The organism is Xanthomonas sp. NCPPB 1062, assembly GCF_041481705.2.
Classification (GTDB): domain Bacteria; phylum Pseudomonadota; class Gammaproteobacteria; order Xanthomonadales; family Xanthomonadaceae; genus Xanthomonas; species Xanthomonas euvesicatoria.
The window spans coordinates 1,780,827-1,804,638 of the sequence record NZ_CM192987.1 but is presented as its reverse complement, the minus strand read 5'-3'; the positions used below and the strand labels follow the sequence as shown (position 1 = coordinate 1,804,638).

The following is a 23,812-nucleotide window of genomic DNA, read 5'->3' as shown; positions in this document are numbered from 1 at the left end:
CTCATGGCATGAGCAGTAGTTTGCCGGTGCGGTCATGTTCGAGCATTCGCTTCAGCCATTGAATCGACTCCAGATTGCCGCCTCGCGCGCCGGCAACGGCACCATTGCCGGCCTTGGACAGCGCGCCAGCCAGATCGGCGCTTTTGGCGCTCAGAAATGTGCCGACGCCGATGTACCGCAGTGCATGCCGACACGCCTCAGCCGGCACGGCGCATGTGCTGCGCTACGCAGCCATCGGATGACTCACTGTTATCGTCGATTGCCGCTTCAAGCGGAGAAAGGCCCTGGGCGATCGCATAACGGGTCAGCTGAGCGATGCTTTGGATATTGAGCTTCAACATGCAGTTTTCGCGATGCGTCCCCACCGTTTTCACGCTCAGGTGCAAGCGGTTGGCGATCTGCCTGGTGGACAGGCCTTCCGAATAGAGCTGCACGATTTCGCGCTCGCGTGAGGTGAGTCGGGTGTAGGCAGAATCGGCCTTGGCGGCTCGACGCAGCCCGGCGATCAGCGAACGCGACATCTGCGGGCTGATATAGGTCTGATCCTGGATGACGCATTGAATCGCCCGCAGCAATTCGGCAAAACGGCTGGTGCGCGCCAGATATGCTTTGGCGCCAGCTTCGAAGACTGCGCTGGCCTGGGTACAGGCATCGGACGGAGCGATACAGATTGCCCGGCTGTTGGGGCTGCGCTGCATCAAGCGCCGCGTCAGATCGATACCATTGAGGCCGGGTAGGAGCACATCCACCAGAACGATATCAGGCCGCTCTCTGGCGGCGATCTGAAGACATGCCAGCCCGTCTTCTGCATGGCCTACCACTTCGATACCGGGAACCTTTTGCAGCAAAGCGACCATCCCTTCCACAAGGATGGTGCGATCGGCAGCGACGACGATACGTGTCTTCATCATACCCTCTGGTGCACGAATGGGGACCGCGCTGTGCAGCGGCTTGCACGCGGCGCGCTGCAGCGAATCGGCAGATGCTCGGCAGGAGCACTTGAGCGAGCTTGTCACACGCTTATCTCCGGGCCATCGGTCTTGAACTGATTTGGCGAGCATCAGATGCTGGTATCGACAGCGCCGCTAATGTCGCTGAGGCGCCGTGTCGGGTGCGCCTGCCTGAAGCGTGTTACGCAATTTGCGCCGACGCCGAAGCGAGCTATGCCGCACGATGCGAACGCGCGCTGCCACCTGATGCCCGGCAGGCCGTGCCAAACCGCACTCTACGGACGGGCAAAGAAGGACGCACGTGGGTCTGAGCGCATTTCATGCGCGAACGATCAGGACTCGTCTGACATCATCTGCCTGGCAAGGCCGGTCAGTTGCTGGCGCACCTGATCCAGGCGCGGGTCGGCCTGCATCTCACGCTGCAGGTCCAACAGACCCGCGGCAAGTTCGCCACGGGCGCGGATGCTTTCGGATTCGGCAGACGCCCGCTGCGACTGGATCGCGGCAGCGGCTTGTTGGCCGGAATCGCCGCGCACGACCGTTTCCATGACCTCGACCATGCGTTGCAGCAGGCGATACACCGCGCTTGCCGAGAAGCCGCCCATCATCGCCAATGCGGGCTTTCCGAACGCGCCCAGGCTGCTGTCAGCAAAAAGATTCTCCGGCAGCAACTCCACCAGGATCAGGCCAGCGATGAGACCGAGGATCATGCGCGCGGCATAGGAGGAATCGAAGCGCGGATCGTATGTTGCGTCGGCAACGTAACGATGGGCTTGGAACAACGCGGAGAACGCCGCACCGAGTCCGGCACAGGCCAGGATGAACATCACGTTCCAGCCCAGCGTGCTCCCCGAGGAAGCGAGGAAGCCCAGCGTGATGTTGTGCTCGTTCACCAGGCTGGACATTGCCAGACCGACCACTGAGGCCAGGCAACCGACCGAGGTCAAGGTCAAGGTGCGGATCAACGGAATCGGCCCCAGCCAGCGCAACCAACCACCGCGCAGGCGCTCGCGCTCGATCAGCACCACCGCCTGCGGCGTTGCCGGCTGGATCGCACGCACCAGCTGTCGGTGCAGACCGGCCAATTCGCGCGCGCCGGATTCGCCGTGCAAGGAGGCGCCAGGCATCACGCGCAGCTCTGCCAGCCGGCCAGGCAGATCGGGAGACATCGCCAGACCTTGCTTCAGTGCGTAGGACACCATCGCCCGGCATTCGAGCTCCAGTTGTTCGAGCACGCTGGAAAATGCCGGCCCGCCGAAATCCGCCGGCGGGACCGGCTGGGCCACTGCACGTCGTCGTAGGCCGGCGCGCCGACTGGCTCGCTTCCACATAAATGACGTCCTTACTGGCAGCCAGGCGGCGACGACACCTCAAGGCATCCGCTCGAACAGCGCCGTCTCTCGCTGTCCCTTCAACAGCAATGCAAGCTCGGCACTGCCATCTGCACGAACCTGCAGACTGGCCTGGGCATCGCTGAGCTGACGGCAATAGCCTCTATCGTTGGCCACGACCCAGGCATTCAACGCACCTGCTGCACGCCCGGCATAGCGCAATTCCACCTGGCAATCCCGTGGAGCACCGTAACGCAGGCGACCGAGCACGTCGCCGGGACGGATCGTGGTCGCCACGATCTCCAGCTGTGCGGAAATCAGCCCCGCCCCACGCCAGCGCCCGGCTTCGGCCAATCCAGCACTGCTCTGACTCAGGGCAACCACGAGCGGCGAGGCGCCGCCAGACAAGGTGAGCTGCATCCCGTGCGCCCCACCATCTGCGATCTGGAGTTGGGCAAGCCCGCCGGTCAGCGCCTCGCAGAACTTGCCGCCATTGCGCGACAGCAACGCATACCCGTCCGGCTGCGCGCGCAACTCGAGCGCGCAATTGTAGGGAGGCCCGAATCGCAGATCCGCCACCTGGGTGCCCTCGCCTCCAGCCGCGCGCGCACTCAGACGGACGTAGACCGGCCCGGCACTGCCGCTGGCGGACAGGATGCCGCGCCAGTCACCAGCCGGAATCCCGCCCGCCGGAGCTGCCTGCGCTGCGGTCAGCGATACACACAAGGCAAGTGCCGAGGTGATGCGCAAAATGTGATGTCGATAGCGATGTTGACCAGCCATGAAAAAGCTCCGATAAGAAATTGGAAAGCATGGAGAGATCGATCACGCTGCCGCTCAGCACACCGAACGCAGCGATAACCAGAACAACGACCAGGCAGATGACGAAGCTGGATCGCAGCTTGCGCCGGGACTGCCGACAGAGATCTGCATGCAAGGCGGCCACATCGGTTCCCAGCCGCTCGGCGAGCGCCCGGGCATCGGCATTCGACAGCAGCAGCCTCACCGCAGCGCTCCTGGATCGGATAGTGGCACGTCCATGAACGGGTGCAGCGTCCACTCCTTCAGTGCGACACCATCGAACCAAAGCACGCCACGCGGACGCTCGGCTCCTTGATAGCTGATCTTCAGCGTATGCCCAGGCGTACGGCCATCTGGCGGCGCAAGACGCAATGCCAACCCGGGTGCACCGTCAGCCTGCGTGATCGGCTCGATCTGCACTTGCAGCGTCAACGAAAGCTCGCTGATTTGCTGCAGCCGCAGCGCACGCAATTGGCATACAGGAATGGAGAACAGGGTTGCCGTTTCGGCCTGCGCCGTTTGCTCTGCATCCATGCACTGCACCCACAGGTCGCATGCGGCCGCCGCGGCATTTACGACTGCAGCGTGCCGCTGGCGGCACCGCTGTTGCGCGCGTCGGACGGCCTGGTCGAGCAGCTCCACGAAGGTGTCGAGGCAATAGCTCGCACGTGCCATCTATGCCTCCGTCAGCCAGACCGGCTTGCGCTTGAACCCGACGTGGTAGCACAGCCATTGCAGCACGACCTGGTGCTCGCCCAACTGCAGGATATTGAAGCTCTTCTCGATTCCGAGAATTGCCCCCCTGGGCGCTTCGCTGAGGCAGCGATTGAGCAACTGCTGCGCGGCTTCGACCTGCTCGGCAGTCTGCATTTTTGCCGGGTTGTCGCTGCCGACGACGATGCGCTTGATGAAACTGACTTCTGAAAAATCCATCATCGGCAACGACTCGGGTTAGGGAAAGTACGGGACGCACTAGCGACGTTACGGCACCGGCACAGGTGCGGTGATTTTGCGAGGGGCCGCAGCGGTCTGCAGGATGTCGAGCACACGCGACAGGCCTTCGGGCGTGCCGCGATCTTCGGCGTGCAGCGCGACGTGATACTTGGCCGAGTTATCCGAAGAGCGGGTATTTTCCTTGTGGCTGGACACGGAGCCCTGCACGTTGACCTTGGCCTTGAAGACGCCCCAGCCGACGCTGGCTTCCAGATCCACCTTGAGGCTCTTGTCTTCGGCTTCCTTTTCCGAGAACGAGGATTTGACTTCCATATCGAAGGTGACGTCCACGGTCTGAATGCTCAGGTTGGGGACGTTGACGAGGGTCAACAGCGGTACAACGATCTCCACTTCCTCCTCCGCCATGCCGGTACCGCTAGGGTCTTCGACCGGGCGCTTGAACTTGAACTGCGCGGTGCGCGTGCCGCCGTTCCCGTTGGGATCGGCAGGGTCGGTCGGCGGCAGAAAGCCGATGACCTTGATGAAGTCGGCGGTGGCCCGTGCCAGCATGACCTGCGCATCGCAGGCTGCACGCAACGGGGCGCCGATCAGGTCTGCCATCGGCAGGCCCTTGAACTGGTCGGACATGTTGACGATATCGCTCATGATGTTCTCCTGAAGAACGGTTGTTTAAGAAGAAAGCGATGACGGCGGGCGTTACTCTCCCTTGACCGTCTTGAACACACCTTGCGACTGCGCAAGGCGATTGATGAGACGTGCCACGCCCTCGGTCGGCTCGCTGCCTTCCACGCGCAACACGACGTGCACCGCACTGTTTCGTGCATTTTTTGCGTTGGAGCCGAGATCGATGCCGATCTGGCCTGGCAGCGCCGGCGGCTTGGGATGCCAGTCCTCGACGACGGATGCAACCGCCAACGCATCCGGCACGCCTGCTTCGTCCAGCTCGCTGAGTTCACCGAGCTGTGCATCGAAACTGATTTCTACATCCTTGATCCGCAGGACGTTGGACGACACCAGCGGCAACAGCGGTGCCCGATACAGGTCTTCGTCGTTCTCACCCGCTTCCGGGTGCTGCGACGGCAAGCGGATCAGGACGCTTCTGGGACGGTTGTCTTCGTCGAAGAACGCACCCAGGTTGGCCATCTGGTGTTGCTCGATCCGGTCCTGGGCGTCGATGACCGCGCCGGCCAGTGCTTCGATCAGATCATTGAGGGATATCTGCGCCATGTCGGGCTCGTCGGTGGGAAGTGTCGCTGGGCCGCTGCCGGCTCAGACCGAGTCGGGAAAGGAATCCACGCGCGCCAGCCAGCCCTTGAGAAACTTGCCAAGCGCCGGTCGCGCTGCGACGAGCCTGTGGTAATAGTCCCTGCGGCCGGCCTTGTAGCGTGCATACAGGTCTTGCTGGTTGCTGGATGCCAGCGCCGCGAAGGTGGCCGGCCCCATGCGGCCGTCAGCGACCAACTTGCCGCCGGTCTGGCTGTTGAGCACGGTCTGCAGCAGTTTGATGGCGTTGTTACCGGCGTTGACGTAGAAGTCGAACACGATGTTGGCTAACGGCTGCAGCGCGATCTGATCGGCGCGCAGCCGGTCCCAGTACTGCGCCTTGTAGATGACACCAGCCTGGGCGTCGGTCAACGCACGCAGGTTCGCCAGACTTGGCTCGATGCCCAGCAGGTTCTGCGCGTAGGCCTTGAAGGTCGACAGGGTGATGCCCTTGTTGGTGGCTCCGCCCGGATCGACGGGATCGTTGACGAAGCCGCCTTCGTGTTTGAGCAAGGTCGGAAAGAATGCGTTGAAGTCGGCCATCGGCGCCACCTGTGGAGTTGATCGGTGGCGCCAGTTTCCCCAGGGGTGCACTGGCCGCACATCGGTCGTTCGCCGAGACCGGGAAGCCTGAAAGCTGATTCATCCTGGGCGCTCATAGAAGCCGCCACCGCCACGTTTTCTGGAATACTGCACGCATGAACGAGCTTAACCACTTGCTTGAAAACAACCGCGCCTGGTCCGAGCGTATCCGCCGCGAGGATCCGGAATTCTTTTCCAAGCTCTCGACCCAGCAGACGCCGGAATATCTGTGGATCGGCTGCTCCGATTCGCGCGTGCCGGCCAACCAGATCATCGACATGGCGCCGGGCGAAGTCTTCGTCCACCGGAATATCGCCAACGTGGTCGTGCATACCGATCTGAATTGCCTGTCGGTGATCCAGTTCGCGGTGGATGTGCTCAAGGTCAAGCACGTGCTGGTGGTCGGCCATTACGGCTGCGGCGGCGTGTTCGCCAGCCTGACCCAGAAGCGCATGGGCCTGGTCGACAACTGGATCCGCCACGTCACCGACGTGGCCGACAAGCACGAAGCCTGCCTGCACAACGCCGGCGAGCTGTCGGTGCAGCACGCACGCCTGTGCGAGCTCAACGTGCTCGAACAAGTGGTCAACGTGTGCCGCACCACCATCGTGCACGATGCCTGGGAGCGCGGCCAGCAATTGAGCGTGCATGGCTGGGTATACAGCCTGCGCGATGGCCGCGCGCACGACCTGGGCATGTCGATCGACCGCCCCGAGTTGCTGCAGGAACGCTATGACGCAGCGCTGGCGCGGATTCAGGCCGATCGCGCCGAGCGCTGAGCCGCACGCACACCTGGCCGGCCGCAGCGTCCATGGGACATAGGAGGCCGGCTGAGCCGGATACCTTACTTTGCCGAGGAACGTCGATGCTGATCCCGCCGATCAACCTGCACGCCTGGATCGAGGAACACCGCCATCTGCTCAAACCGCCGGTGGGCAACAAGTGCATCCAGCAGGATGGCTTCATCATCATGGTGGTCGGCGGGCCGAACGCGCGCACCGACTATCACTACGACGAAGGCCCGGAGTGGTTCTTCCAGCTCGAAGGCAAAATGGTGCTGAAGGTGCAGGACGAGGGCGTGGCGCGCGACATTCCGATCCGTGCCGGCGAAGTCTTTCTGCTGCCGCCCAAGGTGCCGCACTCGCCGCAACGCGCGGCCGGCTCGATCGGCCTGGTGATCGAACGCGAGCGCCTGCCCAACGAGCAGGACGGCCTGCAATGGTATTGCCCGCAGTGCAATCACAAGTTGTATGAAGCGATGTTTCCGCTGAAGAACATCGAAGCCGACTTCCCGCCGGTGTTCGATCGCTTCTACCGTTCGCTGGCGCTGCGCACCTGTTCGCAGTGCGGGCATCTGCATCCTGCGCCCGAGCGATATGCCACGATCGAGGACTGACAGCGCGATGGCATGCGGCTGCGCGCAGCAGGTTTGCCGCTCGCATGCTCTGAAACCGGCACCATGCTGCGCGCACTGATCGACCTCAAACCGCGCGACGTGCCCTTGCGCGTCGCGCTGCGCAACACCGCTGCAGTCGTCCTGCCGCTGGCGATCGGCGTGGCGACCGGGCAGGTTGCCGCCGGCCTGGCGGTGTGCAGCGGCGCGCTCAATACCATGTTTTCCGACCAGCCCGGGCCGTATCGCGCGCGTCTGCAACGCATGTTGATGGCAGCCCTGGCGGCCGGCCTGGCTGCCTTGCTCGGCATCTGGGTCGGCCACAATACGCCGGCGCTGGTGCTGGCCGGCCTGTTGCTCGGCCTGGGCGGCGGCTTGCTGGTGGCGCTCGGACCGGTGGCCGCGCGGGTGGGCCTGACCAGCATGATCCTGCTGGTCGTCAGCGCAGACATGCGGCTACCGGTGCAGCAGGCACCCGGTGTGGCGGCGCTGATCTTCGCTGGCGGACTGCTGCAGGTGGTGCTGGCGTTGGCGGCGTGGCCGCTGCAGCGTTATCGCCCGGAACGCTTTGCATTGGCGGACCTGATGCGCCAGCTGGCCGGCATCGCGCGGCAGCGCCCGGACGCCAGTGCGGCGCCGCCGGCGACGCAGGAAGTACTCGACGCGATGGTGATGCTGCACGGCGAGCATCGCTCGCGCGCGATCGCGGTGCAGAGCTTTCGCATCATCGCCGAGCTGTGCGATCGGGTGCGGCTGGAGCTGCTGTCGTTGGCCGATGCCGAGACGCGCCTGACCGACTCGCAGGCGCGACCGGCGATCGAACGCGTGCTCGAACGCAGCGCCATCGTGCTGGAACAGCTCGCGCACGCGATGACCATGGGTGAAGACCCGCAGGCCGCCAATGCCTCGATGACCGGGTTCGACGATCTGGTCGGTGCATTGGCACAGTTTCAGCACGACAACGCCGACACGCGCGAACGCCGCCTGGTGCGTGTCGCCGTCGCGCGCGCGCAAGGCCTGGGCGGCCAGCTGCGCGCGCTGATCCGCAACGCGCACTGGGCCAGCAGCCGTGGCGAAATCCAGGCGCAACTGGCCGAAGCGCGGCTGCCGTCGGCGTTGCGCCCGGCCGCGACCTGGGCCACGTTGCGCGCGAATCTGGACCTGTCGTCGGTCGCCTTCCGGCACGCGTTGCGTTGCGGCGTGTGCCTGGCGCTGGCCATCGCCTTCCAGCGCTGGCAGCAGATTCCGCACGGCTTCTGGATTCCGATGACCACCGCCATCGTGCTCAAGCCCGATTTCGGTGGCACCTTCAGCTTTGGCGCGTTGCGCGTGGCCGGCACCTTCGTCGGACTATTGCTTGCCACCTTGCTCGCGCACCTGGCCATGGACGGCGCCAGCGTCCGCATGGCCCTGCTGGCGCTGTTTTGCCTCGGGTTTCGCTTGCTGACACAGGTGAACTACGGCATCGGCGTGGCGTTTTTGACCGGCATGCTGGTGCTGCTGCTGTCCTTCGAAGGCGTTGCACCGGGCGAAGCGGTCGGCGCGCGCCTGCAGGCGACAGTGGCCGGCAGCGCGCTGGCGCTGGTCGCCTATGCGTTGTGGCCCACGCGCGAACGCCGGCAGATTCGCGCCTCGCTGGCGCACTTGCTCAGCGCATATCGCGACCATCTCCGCCATGTGCTGCTCGGCCAGATGGAGGGTCTGAGCGATACGCGTGCCGCCGCGCGTGTTGCCCGCACCAATGCGCAGGCCTCGATCGAGCGTCTGCGCGGCGAACCGCGCAGCCGCCGCAACCTGCAGGAGCTCAAGCTGGCCGAATCGCTGCTGGCCAATGGCAACCGGCTGATCCGCGCCAGCTTGTTGCTGGAAGCGGCGCTGCGCGATGGCCATCCGTTGCCCACGCTGGACGCGCTGCCCATCTTCGCGCGGCAGGCCGATGAGGCGCTGTCCGCGGTGATCGACTGCCTGCGCACTGGCGGTATTCCTGCCGCGACCACCTTGCGCAACGCCGAGCGCCAGCTTTCCGATGCGCTGGCCGCATTGCCCGACAGTTCCCCAACCACCGCCGCGCTGGCCGACACCATCGACCGCGTCACCGACAGCATCGGCACGCTCACCCACCTGCTGCGCCCTGCCCGACCGGCCTCGGCCGATGCGCCGGCCGTGCATGACGGCGTGCACGATGCGGGCAGGTAAACTGCCGCCCTGATCCGTGTTGCGAGCCCGACGATGACCGACCTGCTGTCCCGCGCCCATGCTGCTGCCCTGGATGCCGCCGACTCGCTGCGCGGCCTGCGCGATGCCTTCGTGTTCCCGCAGCACGGCGATGACGATCAGACCTATTTCGTCGGCAATTCGCTCGGCCTGCAGCCGCGTGCGGCACGTGCGATGGTGGACGAGGTGCTCGACCGGTGGGGCGCGCTGGCGGTGGAAGGTCACTTCACCGGCCCGACCCAATGGCTGACCTACCACCAACTGGTGCGCGACGGGCTGGCGCGCGTGGTCGGTGCGCAACCCGGCGAAGTGGTGGCGATGAATACCCTGAGCGTCAATCTGCATCTGATGATGGCCAGCTTCTACCGTCCCACTGCCGAGCGCGGCGCGATCCTGATCGAGGCAGGCGCATTTCCATCCGACCGCCACGCGGTGGAATCGCAGCTGCGCCTGCACGGGTTGGACCCGGCCACGCATCTGATCGAAGTGGACGCCGACGAACCCAACGGCACCGTCTCGATGACGGCCATTGCCGAAGCCATCGCGCAGCATGGCCCGCGCCTGGCCTTGGTGCTGTGGCCGGGCATCCAGTACCGCACCGGGCAGGCCTTCGACCTGGCCGAGATCGTGCGGCTGGCGCGCGCGCAGGGCGCGGCGGTGGGTTTCGATCTGGCGCACGCGGTGGGCAATCTCCCGCTGACCCTGCACGACGACGGCGTGGATTTCGCGGTGTGGTGCCACTACAAATATCTCAACGCCGGCCCCGGCGCGGTGGGCGGTTGCTTCGTGCACGCGCGGCATGCAAATAGCGACCTGCCGCGCATGGCCGGCTGGTGGGGACATGAGCAGCAGACCCGCTTCCGCATGGACCCGCAGTTCGTGCCCTCGCCCGGTGCCGAAGGCTGGCAGCTGAGCAATCCGCCGGTGCTGGCGCTGGCACCGCTGCGCGCGTCGCTGGCGTTGTTCGACCAGGCCGGCATGGCTGCGTTGCGCGCCAAATCCGAACAGCTCACCGGGCATCTGGAGCAATTGATCCACGCGCGGGTGCCGCAGGTACTAAAGATCGTCACCCCGGCCGAACCTGCACGACGCGGTTGCCAGCTGTCGCTGCGGGTGGCCGGCGGACGCGCACGGGGCCGCGCGCTGTTCGAGCATCTGCACGCGGCCGGCGTGCTCGGCGACTGGCGCGAACCGGACGTGATCCGTATTGCGCCGGTGCCGCTGTACAACCGCTTCAGCGATCTGCATACCTTCGTCGAGCAGGTGGAAGCCTGGGCGGCTGCTTGAGCGCGGCAGTCTGACTGCAGTGCCACCAAAGCACTTGTACGGCACGCGGAATCGCCGCGCGCCCACGTAAACTCCCAGCCCGCCCGGCGTTGCTGCCGGGGCCACCGTCGTTGCCAGTCGCTGTCTTCCCCTTTTCGCCGGCGCTGCGTCCGGCTGCTGCCGGACATTGCATTGAGCCCAGTTTCTCCGCGTTCCCTGACCCTGATCGGCGCCGGTCTGGCCGGTTGCCTGCTGGCCATCCTGCTGTCGCGTCGCGGCTGGCAGGTCACCGTATACGAACGGCGTGGCGACCCGCGCATCAAGGGCTACGAGTCCGGCCGCTCGATCAACCTGGCGCTGGCCGAGCGCGGCCGGCATGCGCTGCGCCAGGCCGGCGCCAAAGATGCGGTGATGGCCAAGGCGGTGATGATGCGTGGGCGCATGGTGCACCCAATCATCGGCCAACCGCAGCTGCAACGCTACGGGCGCGACGACAGCGAGGTGATCTGGTCGATCCACCGCGCCGCGCTGAATGTCGCGCTGCTCGACCTGGCCGAACAGGCCGGCGCGCGCGTGCATTTCTACCGCCGCCTGCATACCGTGGACTTCGACGCCGGCTATGCGCGCTTCATCGACGACCGCGACGACCAACCGCACGAGATCCACTTTCAGAGCTTGATCGGCAGCGATGGCGCCGGCTCGGCCTTGCGCGCGGCGATGCAGCGCAAATCGCCACTGGGCGAACGCACCGAATTCCTCGATCACTCGTACAAGGAGCTGGAAATTCCGCCGCAGCCGGGCGGCGGATTCCGGATCGAAGGCAACGCGCTGCATCTCTGGCCGCGCGGGCGCTACATGTGCATTGCGCTGCCAAACGATGGCGGTACGTTCACCGTCACCCTGTTCTTGCCCAACGCCGGCGAGCCGAGCTTTGCCACCACGCGTACCGGCGATGAAGCATTGGCCTTGTTCGCACGCGATTTCCCGGACGCATTGCCGCTGATTCCGCAGCTCAGGGAGCATTGGGAAGAGCATCCGCCCGGACTGCTCGGCACGCTGACCCTGGATCGCTGGCATCTGGATGGCCGCGCATTGCTGATCGGCGACGCCGCCCATGCGATGGTGCCATTCCACGGGCAGGGCATGAATTGCGCATTCGAAGATTGCGTGGCGTTGGCAGATCAGCTGGACGCGCACGACGACCTCGCCAGCGCGTTCGCGGCCTTCGAGGCTGCGCGTCGCGACGATGCGGCCGCCATCCAACAGATGGCGCTGGAGAACTACCTGGAAATGCGCGACCGCGTCGACGACCCCGACTTCCTGCTGCAGCGCGAGCTCGAACAGAAATTGCAGGCGCGCTGGCCCACCCGCTTCGTGCCGCACTACACCATGGTGACGTTCCTGCGCACGCGCTATTCGATTGCGCTGGCGCGCAGCGAGATCCAGCGCCAGATCCTGGTGGAGGCCACGCGGGGACACCGCGATCTGTCGCGCATCGACTGGGCTGCCTTGGAAGCGGTTGTGCACGCACGCCTGGAGCCGCTGGACGGCGCGCATTGACCTCTGCGGAAGACACGGAGGACAGCCTTAGAGCGGCTAACAAAACGTAGTGAGCAGTCGTCAGGTGGGCGCGGACGGCGCGCTCAGAACCGCAGTGCACGAGTGGTACATGAGGATTCCGAGCACCGGCCGCACCCGCCTGGCGGCTGCGCGGTAGTTTTGTTGGCTGCTCTTAGCGTGACGTTGCCGCGATGAGGGATACTGGGCGGCACCGGCAGCGCATACGCCGTGCGCCGCGCATCTGGATGTCGTACCCGCATGCCTGACAGCTTTCTCTTCTACGACCTGGAAACCTTCGGCCAGGATCCACGCCGCACCCGCATCGCACAGTTCGCTGCGGTGCGCACCGATGCGCAGTTGCGCGTGATCGAAGAGCCCATCAGCTTTTTCGTGCAGCCGGCCGATGATCTGCTGCCCTCGCCCTATGCCACCATGGTGACCGGCATCACCCCGCAACATGCGCTGCGCGAAGGCGTCACCGAAGCAGAGGCGTTCGCGCGCATCGCCGAACAAATGGGCCGGCCCCAGACCTGCACGCTGGGCTACAACTCGATCCGCTTCGACGACGAATTCATCCGCTGCGGCCTGTTCCGCAATTTCTACGACCCGTACGAGCGCGAGTGGCGTGGCGGTAACTCGCGCTGGGACCTGCTGGATGTGCTGCGACTGGTCCATGCGCTGCGCCCGGACGGCATCGTCTGGCCGCAGCGCGAAGATGGCGCCACCTCGTTCAAGCTGGAGCACCTGGCCGATGCCAACGATGTGCGCGAAGGCGATGCGCACGAAGCCTTGTCGGACGTGTACGCCACCATCGGCATGGCGCGCAAATTCCAGCAGCACCAGCCAAAGTTGTGGGACTACGCGCTGCGCCTGCGCGACAAGCGCTTTGCCGCCACCTTGCTGGATGTCATCGCCATGCAGCCGGTGCTGCATATCTCCCAGCGCTACCCCGCCTCGCGCCTGTGCGCCGCAGCGGTGCTGCCGCTGACGCGCCACCCGCGCATCGACAGCCGCGTGATCGTGTTCGATCTGGAGGGCGACCCGGAGGTGTTGTTGCGGCTGAGCCCCGACGATATTGCCGACCGCCTGTACATCCGCGCCGCGGATCTGCCGGAAGGCGAACAGCGCATTCCGTTGAAGGAAGTGCATCTGAACAAGTCGCCCGCGCTGGTGGCCTGGCAGCATCTGCGCGCTGCAGATTTTCAGCGCCTGGGTGTGGATCACGACGCGGTAGTGGCCAAGGCGGCACGCTTGCGCGCCTTGGGCCCTGAACTTGCCGAGAAGGTGCGCCAGGTCTACGGCAGCGAACGCGCCGCGGCAGCGGCGGTCAACGATGCCGATGCCTCGCTCTACGATGGATTTCTGGCCGAAGGCGACAAACGCCTGCTTGCACAGGTCCGCGCCAGCGCGCCGGACGAACTGGGCGCGCTGGAAGCGCGCTTTCGCGACCCGCGCCTGATCGAGCTGCTGTTTCGCTACCGCGCGCGCAACTGGCCGCAGACACTCTCGTTCGAGGAACAGGAGCGCTGGAACGTGTATCGCCGCCAGCGCCTGTTCGAAGACCGCGGCCTGGGTGAAGTCACCCTGGAGCAATACCACGCGCAGATTGCGGATTTACGGCGTACTCACCCCGACGATGCTACCAAGCAAGCCCTACTCGATCAGCTCGCCGCCTGGGGTTCGGACCTCCAACGCACGCTATGACCACCTACTTTTCCGACGCCAGCTTCAAGTTCCTGCGCGCCCTGGCCCGCCACAACGACAAGACCTGGTTCAACGACCATCGGCATCAGTATGAGGCGCATGTGCGCCAGCCGTTTCTGCAGCTGATCACCGATCTGCAGCCGGCACTGGCACAGGTCAGCGAACACTATCGCGCCGATCCAAAAACCCAGGGCGGCTCGCTGTTTCGCATCTATCGCGATGCGCGGTTTTCCAACGACAAATCGCCTTACAAGAACTGGCAAGGCGCGCGCCTGTTCCATGAACGCCGCCGCCAGATGCCGGCGCCATCGTTCTATATCCACCTGCAGCCGGGCGAAAGTTTTGTCGGCGCTGGCCTGTGGCATCCGGAGCCGGACACGCAACGCAAGCTGCGGCAATTCATTTTCGACAATCCCGGCAGCTGGAAGGCCGCCGCGCATAACCCGAAACTGCTGCGCAAATTCACCATGGACGACAGCGAAAAACTGGTGCGCGCACCGCGTGGATTCCCCAACGACTTCGAGTTCATCGAGGATCTCAAGCACCGCAACTGGGCGTACTTGCGTCACCTAGACGACAGCATCATGACCGGGCCGCGACTGCGCCAGACTATCGAGACGGACCTGGTGATCCTGGCCCCGTTTGTCGATTACCTGTGCGCGGCTTTGGACCTGGAATTTTGATGACACAGGATCTACCGCTTGGCCGGCAGCGCCGGACGCTGGGCCGCACCAAGCTATTGGTCTCGCCGATCGGTCTGGGATGTTCCGGTTTTTGGGGCCACCGGCGCTTCGACGAGGGCGCCGCCGCACGGGTGGTCGAGCACGCGCTGGCGCAAGGCGTGAACCTGCTCGACACCGGCCACAATTACTCCGCTTTCCATGCGGAACCGCGCCTGGGGCGGATCCTGCGCCCCCTGCTGGCGCAGCGTTCGCGGGATTCGCTTGTCGTGTCCAGCAAGGGCGGTACGTTGACCGGCCAGGCCGGTATCAGTGGTGCCGAACAGCGTGATTTCTCTGCTGCAGCGATCACGGCCAGTTGCGAAGCATCGCTGCGCAATCTTGGCTTGGACTATCTCGACATCTACCAGCTGCACGGCGCCAGCGAGCACGACATCAATGACGACCTGCTGCTGGCGATGCAGCGTCTGCGCGAACGCGGCCTGATCCGCCACACCGGCATCAATACGCATTCGGCATCGACCCTGCGCTGGATGATCGCCAACCCCGACGTCTTCGATGTGGTGCTGCTGGACTACAACGCGCTGCAGCAGGACCGTGAACCGCTGATCGACCAGCTGCATAACGCGGGCATTGGCGTACTGGCCGGCACCGTGCTTGCGCAGGGCCACCTCTTGCCCGCGCGTGCGCGCCTGCCGCATCTGGCCGACGCCTGGTATCTGGCACGCGCCTGGCTGAAGCCCAGCAGCCGCGCGTTGATGCAGTGCTCACGCAACATGCGCAATGCAGTGGCTTCGATCGATAGTCAGCGCCCGGCGCAAACGGCATTCGCTTATGTGCTGCAACACCCGGGTGTGGCCAGCGGCATCCTGGGCACCACGCGCATCAGCAATCTGGATGAAGTGCTGCAGACCCGCATACACGCGCTGGACGCCGTCCAACGGCAACGTCTGGTCACCGCCTTCGGCGATGGCCGCGGCTCTCCCAGTCACTGATCTTCACCTGCGGCGGCGGCGATTGCGGCAGTCTGGGCGCCATGAAAAAAACCATCGGCGTCCTTATCGCTTTCCTGCTGACCGTCACTGCGTGGTGGTTCGGCGGGCCGTATATGACCATGCATGGCCTGTCCAAGGCCATCGAGCAACGCGACACCGCTGCACTGGAACGTTATGTCGACTTCCCGCGTGTGCGCAGCAGCCTGCGCGCCCAGCTCAACGATTATCTGGTGCGGCAAGCCGGTCCAGACATCGCCACCGGTCCGTGGGGCACGTTGCTGTATGGCCTGGGGAACCAGCTCGGTGGTGCGGCGGTGGATACGCTGGTGACGCCGATCGGCATCGGTGCACTGTTGCAGGGGCATGTGCTATGGAAGCGCGGCCGCAATGAACTGCAGGGCGGCGATCCCTTCGGCCCCACCGAACCCGCGCGACCGCTGAAAAACGCCAAACACCGCTTCGAGACGCTGGACCGCTTCGTGATCGACGTCGAACGCACCCCCGGCGAACCACCACTGAAGGTGGTGCTGGAACCACAAGGGTTGCGCTGGAAGGTGGTGGACCTCCAGTTGGCGTTGTCACCGGCGCCATGATGCCGGGTGAGCAACGCAGCCGCCTTCGCCTTATCCTTCGTTGGCCACGCCGTGCGGCACATGTCCGGCGGCCACGTGCTGATGCTGGCGCGCACTGTCGATGTTGTGCTGCGAATCGTCGAAGAAGATATCCGCACCAAACGCTTGAAGAAACGGGCCCTTGTGACGCCCGCCCAGGAACAGCGCCTCGTCCAGACGCACGCCCCACTCGCGCAAGGTGCGGATCACCCGCTCATGCGCCGGCGCCGAGCGCGCAGTGACCAGCGCCGTGCGGATCGGCGAGGCCTGGCCGGGCGGAAACGCCGCCTGCAAGGTGTGCAGCGCCGCCAGAAAATTACGGAACGGCCCCACCGACAACGGCTCGCGTGCGCGCTCGCGCTCGTGACGCCCGAAGGCTTCCACGCCCTGCTCGCGCGAGATGCGTTCGCTCTCGTCGCCGAAGATCACCGCATCGCCATCGAAGGCGATCCGCAGCTGCGTCGACAAACGGCTTTCGTCGTTGTCCACGATTGCCGCCGCGGCCTCGGCGCGTTCGCCCAGTGCGCGCGGCATGATGGTCGCCGCCGCGATGCCATGGCTCAGCGCGCGCCGTACCGATTCCGGATTGGCCGAAAGAAACAGATCGGTCCCGAACGGCTTGACGTACGGCCAGGTCGGCTCGCCCGAGGTGAAGGTGGCACGCACGATGCCCAGGTTGTAATGCTGGATCGAGTTGAAGATGCGCAGGCCGGTATCGGCGGAATTGCGTGACAGCAGGATGACTTCCACCCGCGGCGCGTCCTCGGGCACATCGTGATTGAGCGCCAGCAGCTTGCGCACCACCGGGAACGCAACGCCAGGTTGCAGGATGTCGTCCTCATGCTCGCGCTGGAATGCCGAATACGCCTCCACTCCGTCGGCCTCGAACAGTGCATGGCCTTCTTCGAGATCGAACAGGGCGCGCGAGGTCACCGCGACGGTCAATAACCTTGGGGAGTTGTCGGGCATTGGGGAGGCCGGGATTGGTGATTGGGAATTGGGAATTGGGAATTGGGAATTGGGAATTGGGAATTGGTTTAAAGCAGGAACTGGAGGTCGGGATTTGATCGCCCATCCGCGCAGCATCGTAGCGCGTGCGCGCGATTCTAAAGACGACGTGGCACGCTGCTGCCGTTGCCAATCCCGAATCTCGAATCCCAAATCCCCGCTCCTCAAACCGCAAACTGCTCGCTGAAGATGCGCTCTTCCAGATTGTGTTCGGGATCGAACAACAACGTGACCTGGCGTTGCGTGGATTCGCGGATGGTCACTTCGACCACGTCGCGAATTTCGTGCGAGTCGGCGGTGACGCTGACCGGGCGCTTGTACGGGTCGAGCACGCGGAAGCGCACTTCGGTATCTGCCTTGAGGATGGCGCCGCGCCAGCGCCGCGGACGATACGGCGCGATCGGCGTCAGCGCCAGCGTATGCGAGCCCAGCGGCAGGATCGGCCCGTGCGCCGAATAGTTGTACGCCGTGCTGCCGGCCGGCGTGGCCACCATCACGCCGTCGCCGATCAGCTCGGCAATGCGGGTCTGGCCGTTGAGATCCACACTCAGATGCGCGGCCTGCCGGGTTTGCCGCAGCAGCGAGACCTCGTTGTAGGCCAGCGAGCCGGCACTGGCACCGGATTCGGTCTGCACCTGCATTTCCAGCGGCCGCAGATACGCCGGCTCGGCGCGCTGCAGGCGCTCGAGCAGGTCGTCTTCGTTGTCGCGGTACTGGTTCATCAAAAAGCCGACCGAGCCCAGCTTCATGCCGAACACCGGCTTGTCGGAGGCGCCATGCCGGTGCAGCGTCTGCAACATGAACCCGTCGCCGCCCAGCGCACAGACGATGTCGGCGCTGTCCAGGGCATGGTCGCCATAGCGCTGCGTAAGGCGTGCGCGCGCGGCCACCGCCGGCTCGGCGGGGCTGGCAAGAAAAGCGATGCGAGGTGGTGCGGTCATCGTTGACTCCAGAGCATGCGAATCAGCATACCGCAGCCCTGTGCTGGGCTTGTTGTGGGTGCGTTGCGATCATGCCCACGCCTTCTGCGCGTGCACGGCAGCGGTCGCGTCGTGGCAAGCACGCGCTCCCGCGCCTGCGACGCATGGCACTTTGGCAACCGCGTCTGCTGGCGTCTACGCGAGCCGAGCCGGCGCGCCATCGGACGCAACCGGCGCGAGCTCAGGCCGTCAACCGCCAGGCGCGATGAATGCGCGCATGCCGCTCGAAATCCGGGTCGATGGTGCGCGGGCTGATTCCTTCGCACTGCGCGAACTCCGCCACCCCTTCCTCGTCCAGCTTGAAGCGACGGAAGTTGTTGGAGAAATACAACACGCCCCCCGGCGCCAACCGCGCCACGGCCGCGCGCAAAAGACGCACATGCTCGCGCTGGATATCGAAATCTTCCGCACGCGCTGAGTTGGAGAAGGTCGGTGGGTCGCAGAAGATCACATCGAAGTGTGCACGCTCGGCTTCCAGCCAGGCCAGCGCATCGGCCTGCACCAGTTTGTGCTTGCTGCCGGCCAGCCCGTTCAACGCAAGATTCTCGGCGCACCACTGCAGGTAGGTTGCCGACAGATCAACGCTGGTGGTGGACGCCGCACCGGCCACCGCCGCTTCCACGCTGGCCACGCCGGTGTAGCAGAACAGGTTGAGGAAACGCCGGCCCTTGCTCTGCTGCGCCATGGTGCCGCGCAGCGGGCGATGGTCCAGGAACAGCCCGGTATCCAGATAATCGAACAGGTTCACGCGCAGCAACGCGCCGTGTTCGCGCACGTGGACGATTTCGTTGCGCTGTTCGAAACGGCCGTACTTGCTGCCGCCCTTGCCGCGCTCGCGCGACTTCAGCGCCACGCGCTCGGCCGGCACCTCGAAGACCTCGCGTGCGGCGGCCAGCAATTCGTTGAGACGACGGCGCACATCGGCCTCGGGAATCGTCGCCGGCGCCGCGTATTCCTGCACATGCAGGAAGATGCGCCGGTCGCCGTCGGCTTGCTGGTACACGTCGATGGCGGCGGAATATTCCGGCAGGTCGGCGTCGTAGGCGCGGAAACATTCGATGCCTTCGCGCGCGCGCCACTTCTTGAATTTCTGCAGATTCTTGCGCAGCCGGTTGGCCACCATCTGCGCGCCCTCGCTGAGCGCGGTCGGCGCTGCCAGCGGGGTGCGTCGCGGCACTGCGATCGGGTCGCAGACGATCAACGCGCATTCGATCGCACCGTTGAACAGCTGGTATTTCTTGCCCGCGCGCAGACCGGTGGCATACGCCAGCTCGGCATTGCCGCACAGCAGGCTGGCACGCCACTGGGGCACGACGCGCTGCAAGGTATCGCCCAGACGGCGATACAGCGCCGCATCGGCGGCCAGGCGCTCGTCGTACGGCGGATTGCACACCACCACGCCGATGGCCTGCGGCGGCGTCTGCAACTCACCGACTTCGCGCACGCCGAACCAGATCGCCTCGGCCACGCCGGCCACCTGCGCATTCTCTTTCGCGGCGCGGATGGCGTGCGGGTCCATGTCGCTGCCATGGATCACCTGTTTGAGCGCAGCACGGCCGACGCTGTCGCGTTCGCGCGCCTCGCTCACCAGCTGCTGCCAGCTCTCGCGATCGAAGCCGCGCCAGCGGCTGGGCACATCGCTGCCGTAGCGCTGCAGACCGGGCGCGACATCGGCGGCCATCAGCGCGCCTTCGATCAGCAGCGTGCCGCTGCCGCACATCGGGTCGAGCAAGCCGCCGCCATCGGCATAGGCGCGCGGCCAGCCGCCGCGCATCAGCACCGCTGCGGCCAGATTTTCCTTCAACGGCGCCTCGTTCTGCGCCATGCGCCAGCCGCGTCGATGCAGCGGGCCGCCGCCCAGGTCCACCGAAATGGTGGCGCGGCCCTTGCGCAGCGACAGGTTCAGGCGCAGGTCGGGGTTTTCCACGTCCACCGACGGGCGCTCCAGGCCCTGCCGGCGGATGGTGTCCACCACCGCGTCCTTGATGCGCTGCGCCGCGTAGCGGGCATGGGTGATGGCGGTCCCGGACACATGTGCGTCCACCGACAGCGTATGCCCAACCGACAGATGCGCGTCCCAGGGCAGTTCGGCGACGCCGGCGTACAGCGCGTCTTCGTCCGGGCAATCGAATTCGGTCAGCGGCCACAGCACGCGGCTGGCCAGGCGCGACCACAGCACGGCGCGCTGCGCATCGCGCAGTTCGCCTTCGACGTTGACGCCGGAAATAGTGGCGGTGGCCTTGCTGGCACCGAGCGCAAGCAGCTCGTCGGCAAGCAGGTATTCCAGGCCCTTGGCGCAGGATGCGAAGAATTTCACGTAGGCAGGTATCGATAGAGACGCTGGCCGCGGCGGCGAGCGTGAAAGCAGGACAGCGGGCCGGCGCCTGGGTGGGCAATGCCGCGGCCGCGGTGGACGGGCCGCAAATGGTCGGCCATCGCGGCCGGCATTACCAGCCCGGCGCCCGGATCGCCCGCCGCACGGTTCACCACGCCGCCAGCCCCTATTGCGCCTGTGCCGTGTCCAGGCGCTGCTGCAGGCCCAACCGCTGCAGGAGGGCGGCATCATGCGAGGCGACGATCAGCGCCCCCTGATGGCCACGCAGCAGCGCCTCGATCGCTTCCACCGAGGCCAGATCCAGGTGGTGGGTGGGCTCGTCCAGCACAGCAGTTGCGCCGGCTGCGCCCGGTACAGCGCGCAGGCCAGTGCCGGCTTGAGCCGCTGGCCGCCGCTGAGCTGGCTGCAGGGCAGGTCGGCACGCGCCCGGTCCAGCCCCAGCAGCGCCAGGCGCAGCCGCTGTGCGTGGGCCGGCGCAGCCGGATCCGCGTCCTGCAACTGCGCAACGACCAAGCGCCGGGTCCAGCAGCGCCAGGTGCTGATCCAGATAGGCGGTCGGCGCATGCACCTGGCAATGCCCGGCGCCGGGCTGCAGGCGCCCGGCCAGCAGCTGCAGCAATGTGGACTTGCCGCTGCCGTTCGGGCGACCAGGCCAATCCGCCCGACCAAGCCGGTCGCGCGTTGGTCGATATGGATGTTCAGATCGGAAAACAGCGCGCTGCCATCGGGCAGCGCATGCGCCACGCTTTCCAGCGTCAGCGACGGACAGTCATCCGGGTCTCCATTGCATGCCAGCACACGTGCCGATCCAACCGGTCCAGCAGCGGGTAGGCCGTCATCACGACGGCGGCATCAATGGCGCATCGGACCAATCCTCAGGTGAAGTGCAGCCAGTCCAACCTGCCGCACTGGCAGCGACACCGGCGCAACAGGCCGGGCCAATGCAGCCGGCGCTCAACCCAGCCCGAACGCCGGGTGGTAAGCCACATCGGCCAGCGGCAGCAGCCGGTCGCCGAACGCCAGGGCTTGCAATTCCGATGCAGGCACCTCGGGCAACACCAGGCCAGGTTCGACCGCAAAGCCCAAGCGCCGGAAAAACGCCGGCTCGCCCAGCGCCAGGCAGCCTGCGGCGCCGCGCTCGCGCAACGTGGCAAGCGCGGCCTGCACCAGCCGCGTCCCCAGCCCTTGCCGTTGGTGGCCGGGCCCCACGGCCAGCGGGCCAAGCGCGAACCAGCCGGGCGAATCGTCCGACAGCGCCACCGGCGAGACGGCCAGATGCCCGACCACGTAGCCGTCGTGGTCGGCGACCAACGACAACACGAGTGCGCCGTCCTGACGCAATCCTGCAATCACCTGGTGCTCGTCATGCCGGCTGTGTTCGGCGCGCATGAAGGCCACCATGGTCAGCAGTTCGATGGCAGCGGCGTCGCCTTCGGTGGCTTCGCGGATCAACACGTTCATCGGTGGCACCGCGCGCAGCCATGGCTGGCAACCGTCCGCATCACAGGCCCTGCAACAACGCTGCGAACGCGCGCGCCGACGCGTCGACGTGCGAGGCCAGACGATGGTCATCGTCGACCAGCAGCAGGCGCGCATGCCGGGCCTGCGCCCAGGCGATCACGTCGGCGGCCGGAATCAACGCGTCGCGCCAGGCATGCACGATCGAGATCGGCACCGATGCGGCGTCCAGCGCCGGCATCGGGCCCATCTTGGTCGGCGGCACCATCAGAAACAGGCCGCGCGTGGGCACCTGCAACGACACCATCCCGGCGATATACGAGCCCAGGCTGGAGCCGGCCAGCACCACCGGCCCCTTCTCGGCCGCCGCCCGCGCAATTTCCAGCAGGCGTTGCAGCCGGCCTGGCACGTCGCCCAGCGTACTCACCTCGCGGCGTGCATCCAGGTCAGTGTAATCCGGGCGCTCATGGGTCCAGCCCAACTGCTCGGCCACGTTGGCCAGCGCGGTCACCTTCAAGGCGTCCGGGCCGCTTTCGAAGCCGTGCGAGAGGATGCAATGGCCGCGACTCATAGCGCCTGCACCGTATCGCCGATGCGCAGCACGCCGCCGCGCAGCACGCGTGCGCACAGCCCACCGTGGCCGCGCATGGCGTTATAGCCGCCCGCACCCAGGGCATCTTCCATGCGCGAACATGGGTCGCACGGGTCGGTGCCTTCCAATTCGATTTCGCCGATTCGGAATCGCCGCCCTTTCAGCGCGATCAACGCAATTCCGGACACCACCAGGTTGCGCCGCAGCGTCGCCGGCGCGATGGTGGCGTGTCCTGACAGCGCCGCGATCACCGGCAAATGCTCGGCCTGGATCAGGGTCACGCCGCGCTTGCCGCTGCCACCCTTGTAGCGGTCTCCCACAAGACCCATACCGGTGCTCACCTGCGCCGCGTCCACTTCCTGCATCGCCACCTCACGCGCCGGGCGCACGCCGATCCAGGTCACCTGACCGGTCTGTGGCAGCGTCGCCATCAATTTGCCCAGAGGGCTGTCGGGATTCAAAGCCATCGGGCAATGCTAGCATCCGCTCCATGTCCGATGCCGTCTTGCCGTCGCCGCCAATCACCTATGCGCCGTTATCCTACGAATCGCGGTTGGCCAGGCGCGCGCTCACCCAGATCGACATGGTGGTCATCCATTGCACCGAATTGCCGGACATGGCGATGGCGCGCGAATACGGCGAACGCGTGCTTTATGACAGCGGCACCGGCAACAGCGGGCATTACTACCTCGATCGCAACGGCAGCATCCAGCAATACGTCGCCCTGGAGCGCGTTGCGCATCATGTGCGCGGGCACAACCCGCATACGCTGGGCATCGAACTGGTCAACCGCGGCCGTTATCCGCACTGGCTGGATTCGCGGTATCAGCAGATGACCGAACCGTATCCCGAAGCGCAGATCGCCGCGCTGATCACCTTGTTGCAATGGCTGCAGCAGCAGCTGCCCTCGGTGCGGCGCATCGCCGGCCATCAGGCGCTGGATACCACCCAGGAAGCCGCCAGCGACGACCCGGCCCGTAAAATCCGGCGCAAGCTCGACCCCGGCCCGCTGTTCCCGTGGCCGCGCATCGAAGCGGCGGTGAGCTGGTCGCACACGCCGCGTTAGGAGGCGCTTTCTTGCCACTGCCGGTGGGCGAGTCACTGCGTTACGTCGGTCATGCCCGGTCGCGCCCGA

25 protein-coding genes, 1 other RNA gene and 3 pseudogenes are annotated in these 23,812 nt (G+C 65.7%); 11 read left to right on the top strand and 18 right to left on the bottom strand.

Annotated features, from left to right (window positions below; all coding sequences use genetic code 11):
- Position 1 precedes the first annotated feature (1 nt).
- The 4 genes and pseudogenes from ACCQ16_RS07930 to ACCQ16_RS07915 form a co-directional block, all read right to left on the bottom strand.
- Positions 2 to 231 (bottom strand): annotated as a pseudogene (locus ACCQ16_RS07930) (hypothetical protein).
- Complete coding sequence (locus ACCQ16_RS07925) at positions 198 to 911, bottom strand: response regulator (RefSeq protein ID WP_127167859.1); 714 nt, start codon at positions 909 to 911, stop codon at positions 198 to 200. Before ACCQ16_RS07925 ends, ACCQ16_RS07930 begins: the two are co-directional and overlap by 34 nt.
- Before the next feature lie 371 nt (positions 912 to 1,282).
- Positions 1,283 to 2,152, bottom strand: coding sequence for a hypothetical protein (locus ACCQ16_RS07920; protein ID WP_039417640.1), 870 nt, complete (start codon positions 2,150 to 2,152; stop codon positions 1,283 to 1,285).
- Positions 2,153 to 2,320: 168 nt separating this feature from the next.
- Positions 2,321 to 3,031 (bottom strand): hypothetical protein, encoded by a 711-nt coding sequence (locus ACCQ16_RS07915; RefSeq protein WP_031422035.1) that lies wholly within the window; start codon positions 3,029 to 3,031, stop codon positions 2,321 to 2,323.
- Positions 3,032 to 3,083: 52 nt separating this feature from the next.
- On the opposite strand from ACCQ16_RS07915, the pseudogene ACCQ16_RS07910 reads away from it, so the two are divergent.
- Positions 3,084 to 3,272, top strand: a pseudogene (locus ACCQ16_RS07910) (hypothetical protein); the annotation flags it as partial.
- An 11-nt stretch (positions 3,273 to 3,283) separates the two neighbouring features.
- Here the strand turns inward: ACCQ16_RS07910 and ACCQ16_RS07905 are convergent.
- From ACCQ16_RS07905 to ACCQ16_RS07885, 5 genes are read right to left on the bottom strand one after another with little or no spacing between them, the layout of a single operon-like run.
- Complete coding sequence (locus tag ACCQ16_RS07905) at positions 3,284 to 3,757, bottom strand: hypothetical protein (RefSeq protein ID WP_109290673.1); 474 nt, start codon at positions 3,755 to 3,757, stop codon at positions 3,284 to 3,286.
- Positions 3,758 to 4,018 (bottom strand): hypothetical protein, encoded by a 261-nt coding sequence (locus tag ACCQ16_RS07900; protein ID WP_008576302.1) that lies wholly within the window; start codon positions 4,016 to 4,018, stop codon positions 3,758 to 3,760. It abuts the gene before it with no gap.
- A gap of 45 nt (positions 4,019 to 4,063) precedes the next feature.
- Positions 4,064 to 4,681, bottom strand: coding sequence for a DUF2589 domain-containing protein (locus ACCQ16_RS07895; protein ID WP_109290672.1), 618 nt, complete (start codon positions 4,679 to 4,681; stop codon positions 4,064 to 4,066).
- A 51-nt stretch (positions 4,682 to 4,732) separates the two neighbouring features.
- On the bottom strand, positions 4,733 to 5,263 hold the full coding sequence (locus ACCQ16_RS07890) for a DUF2589 domain-containing protein (RefSeq protein WP_008576304.1): 531 nt from the start codon (positions 5,261 to 5,263) through the stop codon (positions 4,733 to 4,735).
- A 42-nt stretch (positions 5,264 to 5,305) separates the two neighbouring features.
- A complete protein-coding gene (locus tag ACCQ16_RS07885) occupies positions 5,306 to 5,842 on the bottom strand; it encodes a glycoside hydrolase family 108 protein (protein WP_014089846.1) in 537 nt (178 codons plus the stop codon).
- Between the two features lie 155 nt (positions 5,843 to 5,997).
- Between ACCQ16_RS07885 and can the strand changes: the two genes are divergently transcribed.
- The 5 genes from can (at position 5,998) to ACCQ16_RS07860 (ending at position 12,314) form a co-directional block, all read left to right on the top strand.
- Entirely contained in the window at positions 5,998 to 6,660 is a 663-nt protein-coding gene (gene can / locus ACCQ16_RS07880) for a carbonate dehydratase (RefSeq protein ID WP_008576307.1), read from the top strand.
- Between the two features lie 86 nt (positions 6,661 to 6,746).
- The gene (locus ACCQ16_RS07875) at positions 6,747 to 7,277 is read left to right on the top strand and encodes a 3-hydroxyanthranilate 3,4-dioxygenase (protein WP_372380248.1); all 531 of its coding nucleotides are present in this window, start codon (positions 6,747 to 6,749) and stop codon (positions 7,275 to 7,277) included.
- A gap of 12 nt (positions 7,278 to 7,289) precedes the next feature.
- Positions 7,290 to 9,470: an FUSC family protein gene (locus ACCQ16_RS07870; protein WP_055026647.1), complete on the top strand. Its 2,181-nt coding sequence runs from the start codon at positions 7,290 to 7,292 to the stop codon at positions 9,468 to 9,470.
- Positions 9,471 to 9,503: 33 nt separating this feature from the next.
- Complete coding sequence (gene kynU / locus ACCQ16_RS07865; protein ID WP_277572900.1) at positions 9,504 to 10,775, top strand: kynureninase; 1,272 nt, start codon at positions 9,504 to 9,506, stop codon at positions 10,773 to 10,775.
- A 171-nt stretch (positions 10,776 to 10,946) separates the two neighbouring features.
- Positions 10,947 to 12,314: an FAD-dependent oxidoreductase gene (locus ACCQ16_RS07860; protein WP_372380246.1), complete on the top strand. Its 1,368-nt coding sequence runs from the start codon at positions 10,947 to 10,949 to the stop codon at positions 12,312 to 12,314.
- Positions 12,315 to 12,348: 34 nt separating this feature from the next.
- On the opposite strand, the gene ACCQ16_RS07855 is transcribed toward ACCQ16_RS07860, so the two are convergent.
- A non-coding RNA gene (locus tag ACCQ16_RS07855) (sX9 sRNA) lies at positions 12,349 to 12,425 on the bottom strand.
- A gap of 147 nt (positions 12,426 to 12,572) precedes the next feature.
- On the opposite strand from ACCQ16_RS07855, the gene sbcB reads away from it, so the two are divergent.
- Genes sbcB through ACCQ16_RS07835 form a run of 4 tightly spaced genes read left to right on the top strand, consistent with a single transcriptional unit; the run spans position 12,573 to position 16,286 of the window.
- Positions 12,573 to 14,018: an exodeoxyribonuclease I gene (gene sbcB / locus ACCQ16_RS07850; RefSeq protein ID WP_014089841.1), complete on the top strand. Its 1,446-nt coding sequence runs from the start codon at positions 12,573 to 12,575 to the stop codon at positions 14,016 to 14,018.
- Entirely contained in the window at positions 14,015 to 14,701 is a 687-nt protein-coding gene (locus ACCQ16_RS07845; protein ID WP_008576319.1) for a DUF2461 domain-containing protein, read from the top strand. The genes sbcB and ACCQ16_RS07845 overlap by 4 nt, the downstream gene beginning before the upstream one ends.
- The gene (locus ACCQ16_RS07840) at positions 14,701 to 15,693 is read left to right on the top strand and encodes an aldo/keto reductase (RefSeq protein ID WP_008576320.1); all 993 of its coding nucleotides are present in this window, start codon (positions 14,701 to 14,703) and stop codon (positions 15,691 to 15,693) included. The genes ACCQ16_RS07845 and ACCQ16_RS07840 overlap by 1 nt, the downstream gene beginning before the upstream one ends.
- A gap of 41 nt (positions 15,694 to 15,734) precedes the next feature.
- Positions 15,735 to 16,286, top strand: a complete 552-nt coding sequence (locus ACCQ16_RS07835) for a DUF2939 domain-containing protein (protein ID WP_008576322.1) — start codon at positions 15,735 to 15,737, stop codon at positions 16,284 to 16,286.
- Positions 16,287 to 16,316: 30 nt separating this feature from the next.
- On the opposite strand, the gene ACCQ16_RS07830 is transcribed toward ACCQ16_RS07835, so the two are convergent.
- The 8 genes and pseudogenes from ACCQ16_RS07830 to ACCQ16_RS07795 form a co-directional block, all read right to left on the bottom strand.
- The gene (locus ACCQ16_RS07830; RefSeq protein WP_014089840.1) at positions 16,317 to 17,273 is read right to left on the bottom strand and encodes a 5'-nucleotidase; all 957 of its coding nucleotides are present in this window, start codon (positions 17,271 to 17,273) and stop codon (positions 16,317 to 16,319) included.
- Positions 17,274 to 17,476: 203 nt separating this feature from the next.
- Entirely contained in the window at positions 17,477 to 18,253 is a 777-nt protein-coding gene (locus ACCQ16_RS07825; RefSeq protein ID WP_008576325.1) for an NAD kinase, read from the bottom strand.
- A gap of 220 nt (positions 18,254 to 18,473) precedes the next feature.
- A complete protein-coding gene (gene rlmKL, locus ACCQ16_RS07820) occupies positions 18,474 to 20,609 on the bottom strand; it encodes a bifunctional 23S rRNA (guanine(2069)-N(7))-methyltransferase RlmK/23S rRNA (guanine(2445)-N(2))-methyltransferase RlmL (protein ID WP_277572899.1) in 2,136 nt (711 codons plus the stop codon).
- Positions 20,606 to 20,797 carry a hypothetical protein gene (locus ACCQ16_RS07815; RefSeq protein WP_074053196.1) on the bottom strand — a complete coding sequence of 64 codons (192 nt, stop codon included), beginning with the start codon at positions 20,795 to 20,797 and terminating at the stop codon, positions 20,606 to 20,608. The genes rlmKL and ACCQ16_RS07815 overlap by 4 nt, the downstream gene beginning before the upstream one ends.
- A pseudogene (locus ACCQ16_RS07810) lies at positions 20,794 to 21,270 on the bottom strand (ATP-binding cassette domain-containing protein); the annotation flags it as partial. The gene ACCQ16_RS07815 and the pseudogene ACCQ16_RS07810, both read right to left, overlap by 4 nt.
- A gap of 311 nt (positions 21,271 to 21,581) precedes the next feature.
- Positions 21,582 to 22,088, bottom strand: coding sequence for a GNAT family N-acetyltransferase (locus ACCQ16_RS07805; RefSeq protein ID WP_029819137.1), 507 nt, complete (start codon positions 22,086 to 22,088; stop codon positions 21,582 to 21,584).
- A gap of 40 nt (positions 22,089 to 22,128) precedes the next feature.
- Complete coding sequence (locus ACCQ16_RS07800; protein ID WP_008576332.1) at positions 22,129 to 22,656, bottom strand: alpha/beta hydrolase; 528 nt, start codon at positions 22,654 to 22,656, stop codon at positions 22,129 to 22,131.
- Positions 22,653 to 23,144, bottom strand: a complete 492-nt coding sequence (locus tag ACCQ16_RS07795; RefSeq protein WP_008576334.1) for an MOSC domain-containing protein — start codon at positions 23,142 to 23,144, stop codon at positions 22,653 to 22,655. Before ACCQ16_RS07795 ends, ACCQ16_RS07800 begins: the two co-directional genes overlap by 4 nt.
- Before the next feature lie 23 nt (positions 23,145 to 23,167).
- Here ACCQ16_RS07795 and ACCQ16_RS07790 point away from each other — a divergent pair, with 23 nt between their 5' ends.
- Complete coding sequence (locus ACCQ16_RS07790; protein ID WP_008576336.1) at positions 23,168 to 23,743, top strand: N-acetylmuramoyl-L-alanine amidase; 576 nt, start codon at positions 23,168 to 23,170, stop codon at positions 23,741 to 23,743.
- Positions 23,744 to 23,812 lie beyond the last annotated feature (69 nt).

Coding starts and splice junctions, on each gene's coding strand:
- ACCQ16_RS07925 (WP_127167859.1), bottom strand. CDS start 911: ATGATGAAGACACGTATCGTCGTCGCTGCCGATCGCACCATCCTTGTG.
- ACCQ16_RS07920 (WP_039417640.1), bottom strand. CDS start 2,152: ATGGTGTCCTACGCACTGAAGCAAGGTCTGGCGATGTCTCCCGATCTG.
- ACCQ16_RS07905 (WP_109290673.1), bottom strand. CDS start 3,757: ATGGCACGTGCGAGCTATTGCCTCGACACCTTCGTGGAGCTGCTCGAC.
- ACCQ16_RS07900 (WP_008576302.1), bottom strand. CDS start 4,018: ATGATGGATTTTTCAGAAGTCAGTTTCATCAAGCGCATCGTCGTCGGC.
- ACCQ16_RS07895 (WP_109290672.1), bottom strand. CDS start 4,681: ATGAGCGATATCGTCAACATGTCCGACCAGTTCAAGGGCCTGCCGATG.
- ACCQ16_RS07890 (WP_008576304.1), bottom strand. CDS start 5,263: ATGGCGCAGATATCCCTCAATGATCTGATCGAAGCACTGGCCGGCGCG.
- ACCQ16_RS07885 (WP_014089846.1), bottom strand. CDS start 5,842: ATGGCCGACTTCAACGCATTCTTTCCGACCTTGCTCAAACACGAAGGC.
- can (WP_008576307.1), top strand. CDS start 5,998: ATGAACGAGCTTAACCACTTGCTTGAAAACAACCGCGCCTGGTCCGAG.
- ACCQ16_RS07875 (WP_372380248.1), top strand. CDS start 6,747: ATGCTGATCCCGCCGATCAACCTGCACGCCTGGATCGAGGAACACCGC.
- ACCQ16_RS07870 (WP_055026647.1), top strand. CDS start 7,290: ATGCGGCTGCGCGCAGCAGGTTTGCCGCTCGCATGCTCTGAAACCGGC.
- kynU (WP_277572900.1), top strand. CDS start 9,504: ATGACCGACCTGCTGTCCCGCGCCCATGCTGCTGCCCTGGATGCCGCC.
- sbcB (WP_014089841.1), top strand. CDS start 12,573: ATGCCTGACAGCTTTCTCTTCTACGACCTGGAAACCTTCGGCCAGGAT.
- ACCQ16_RS07845 (WP_008576319.1), top strand. CDS start 14,015: ATGACCACCTACTTTTCCGACGCCAGCTTCAAGTTCCTGCGCGCCCTG.
- ACCQ16_RS07840 (WP_008576320.1), top strand. CDS start 14,701: ATGACACAGGATCTACCGCTTGGCCGGCAGCGCCGGACGCTGGGCCGC.
- ACCQ16_RS07835 (WP_008576322.1), top strand. CDS start 15,735: ATGAAAAAAACCATCGGCGTCCTTATCGCTTTCCTGCTGACCGTCACT.
- ACCQ16_RS07830 (WP_014089840.1), bottom strand. CDS start 17,273: ATGCCCGACAACTCCCCAAGGTTATTGACCGTCGCGGTGACCTCGCGC.
- ACCQ16_RS07825 (WP_008576325.1), bottom strand. CDS start 18,253: ATGACCGCACCACCTCGCATCGCTTTTCTTGCCAGCCCCGCCGAGCCG.
- ACCQ16_RS07805 (WP_029819137.1), bottom strand. CDS start 22,088: ATGAACGTGTTGATCCGCGAAGCCACCGAAGGCGACGCCGCTGCCATC.
- ACCQ16_RS07800 (WP_008576332.1), bottom strand. CDS start 22,656: ATGAGTCGCGGCCATTGCATCCTCTCGCACGGCTTCGAAAGCGGCCCG.
- ACCQ16_RS07795 (WP_008576334.1), bottom strand. CDS start 23,144: ATGGCTTTGAATCCCGACAGCCCTCTGGGCAAATTGATGGCGACGCTG.
- ACCQ16_RS07790 (WP_008576336.1), top strand. CDS start 23,168: ATGTCCGATGCCGTCTTGCCGTCGCCGCCAATCACCTATGCGCCGTTA.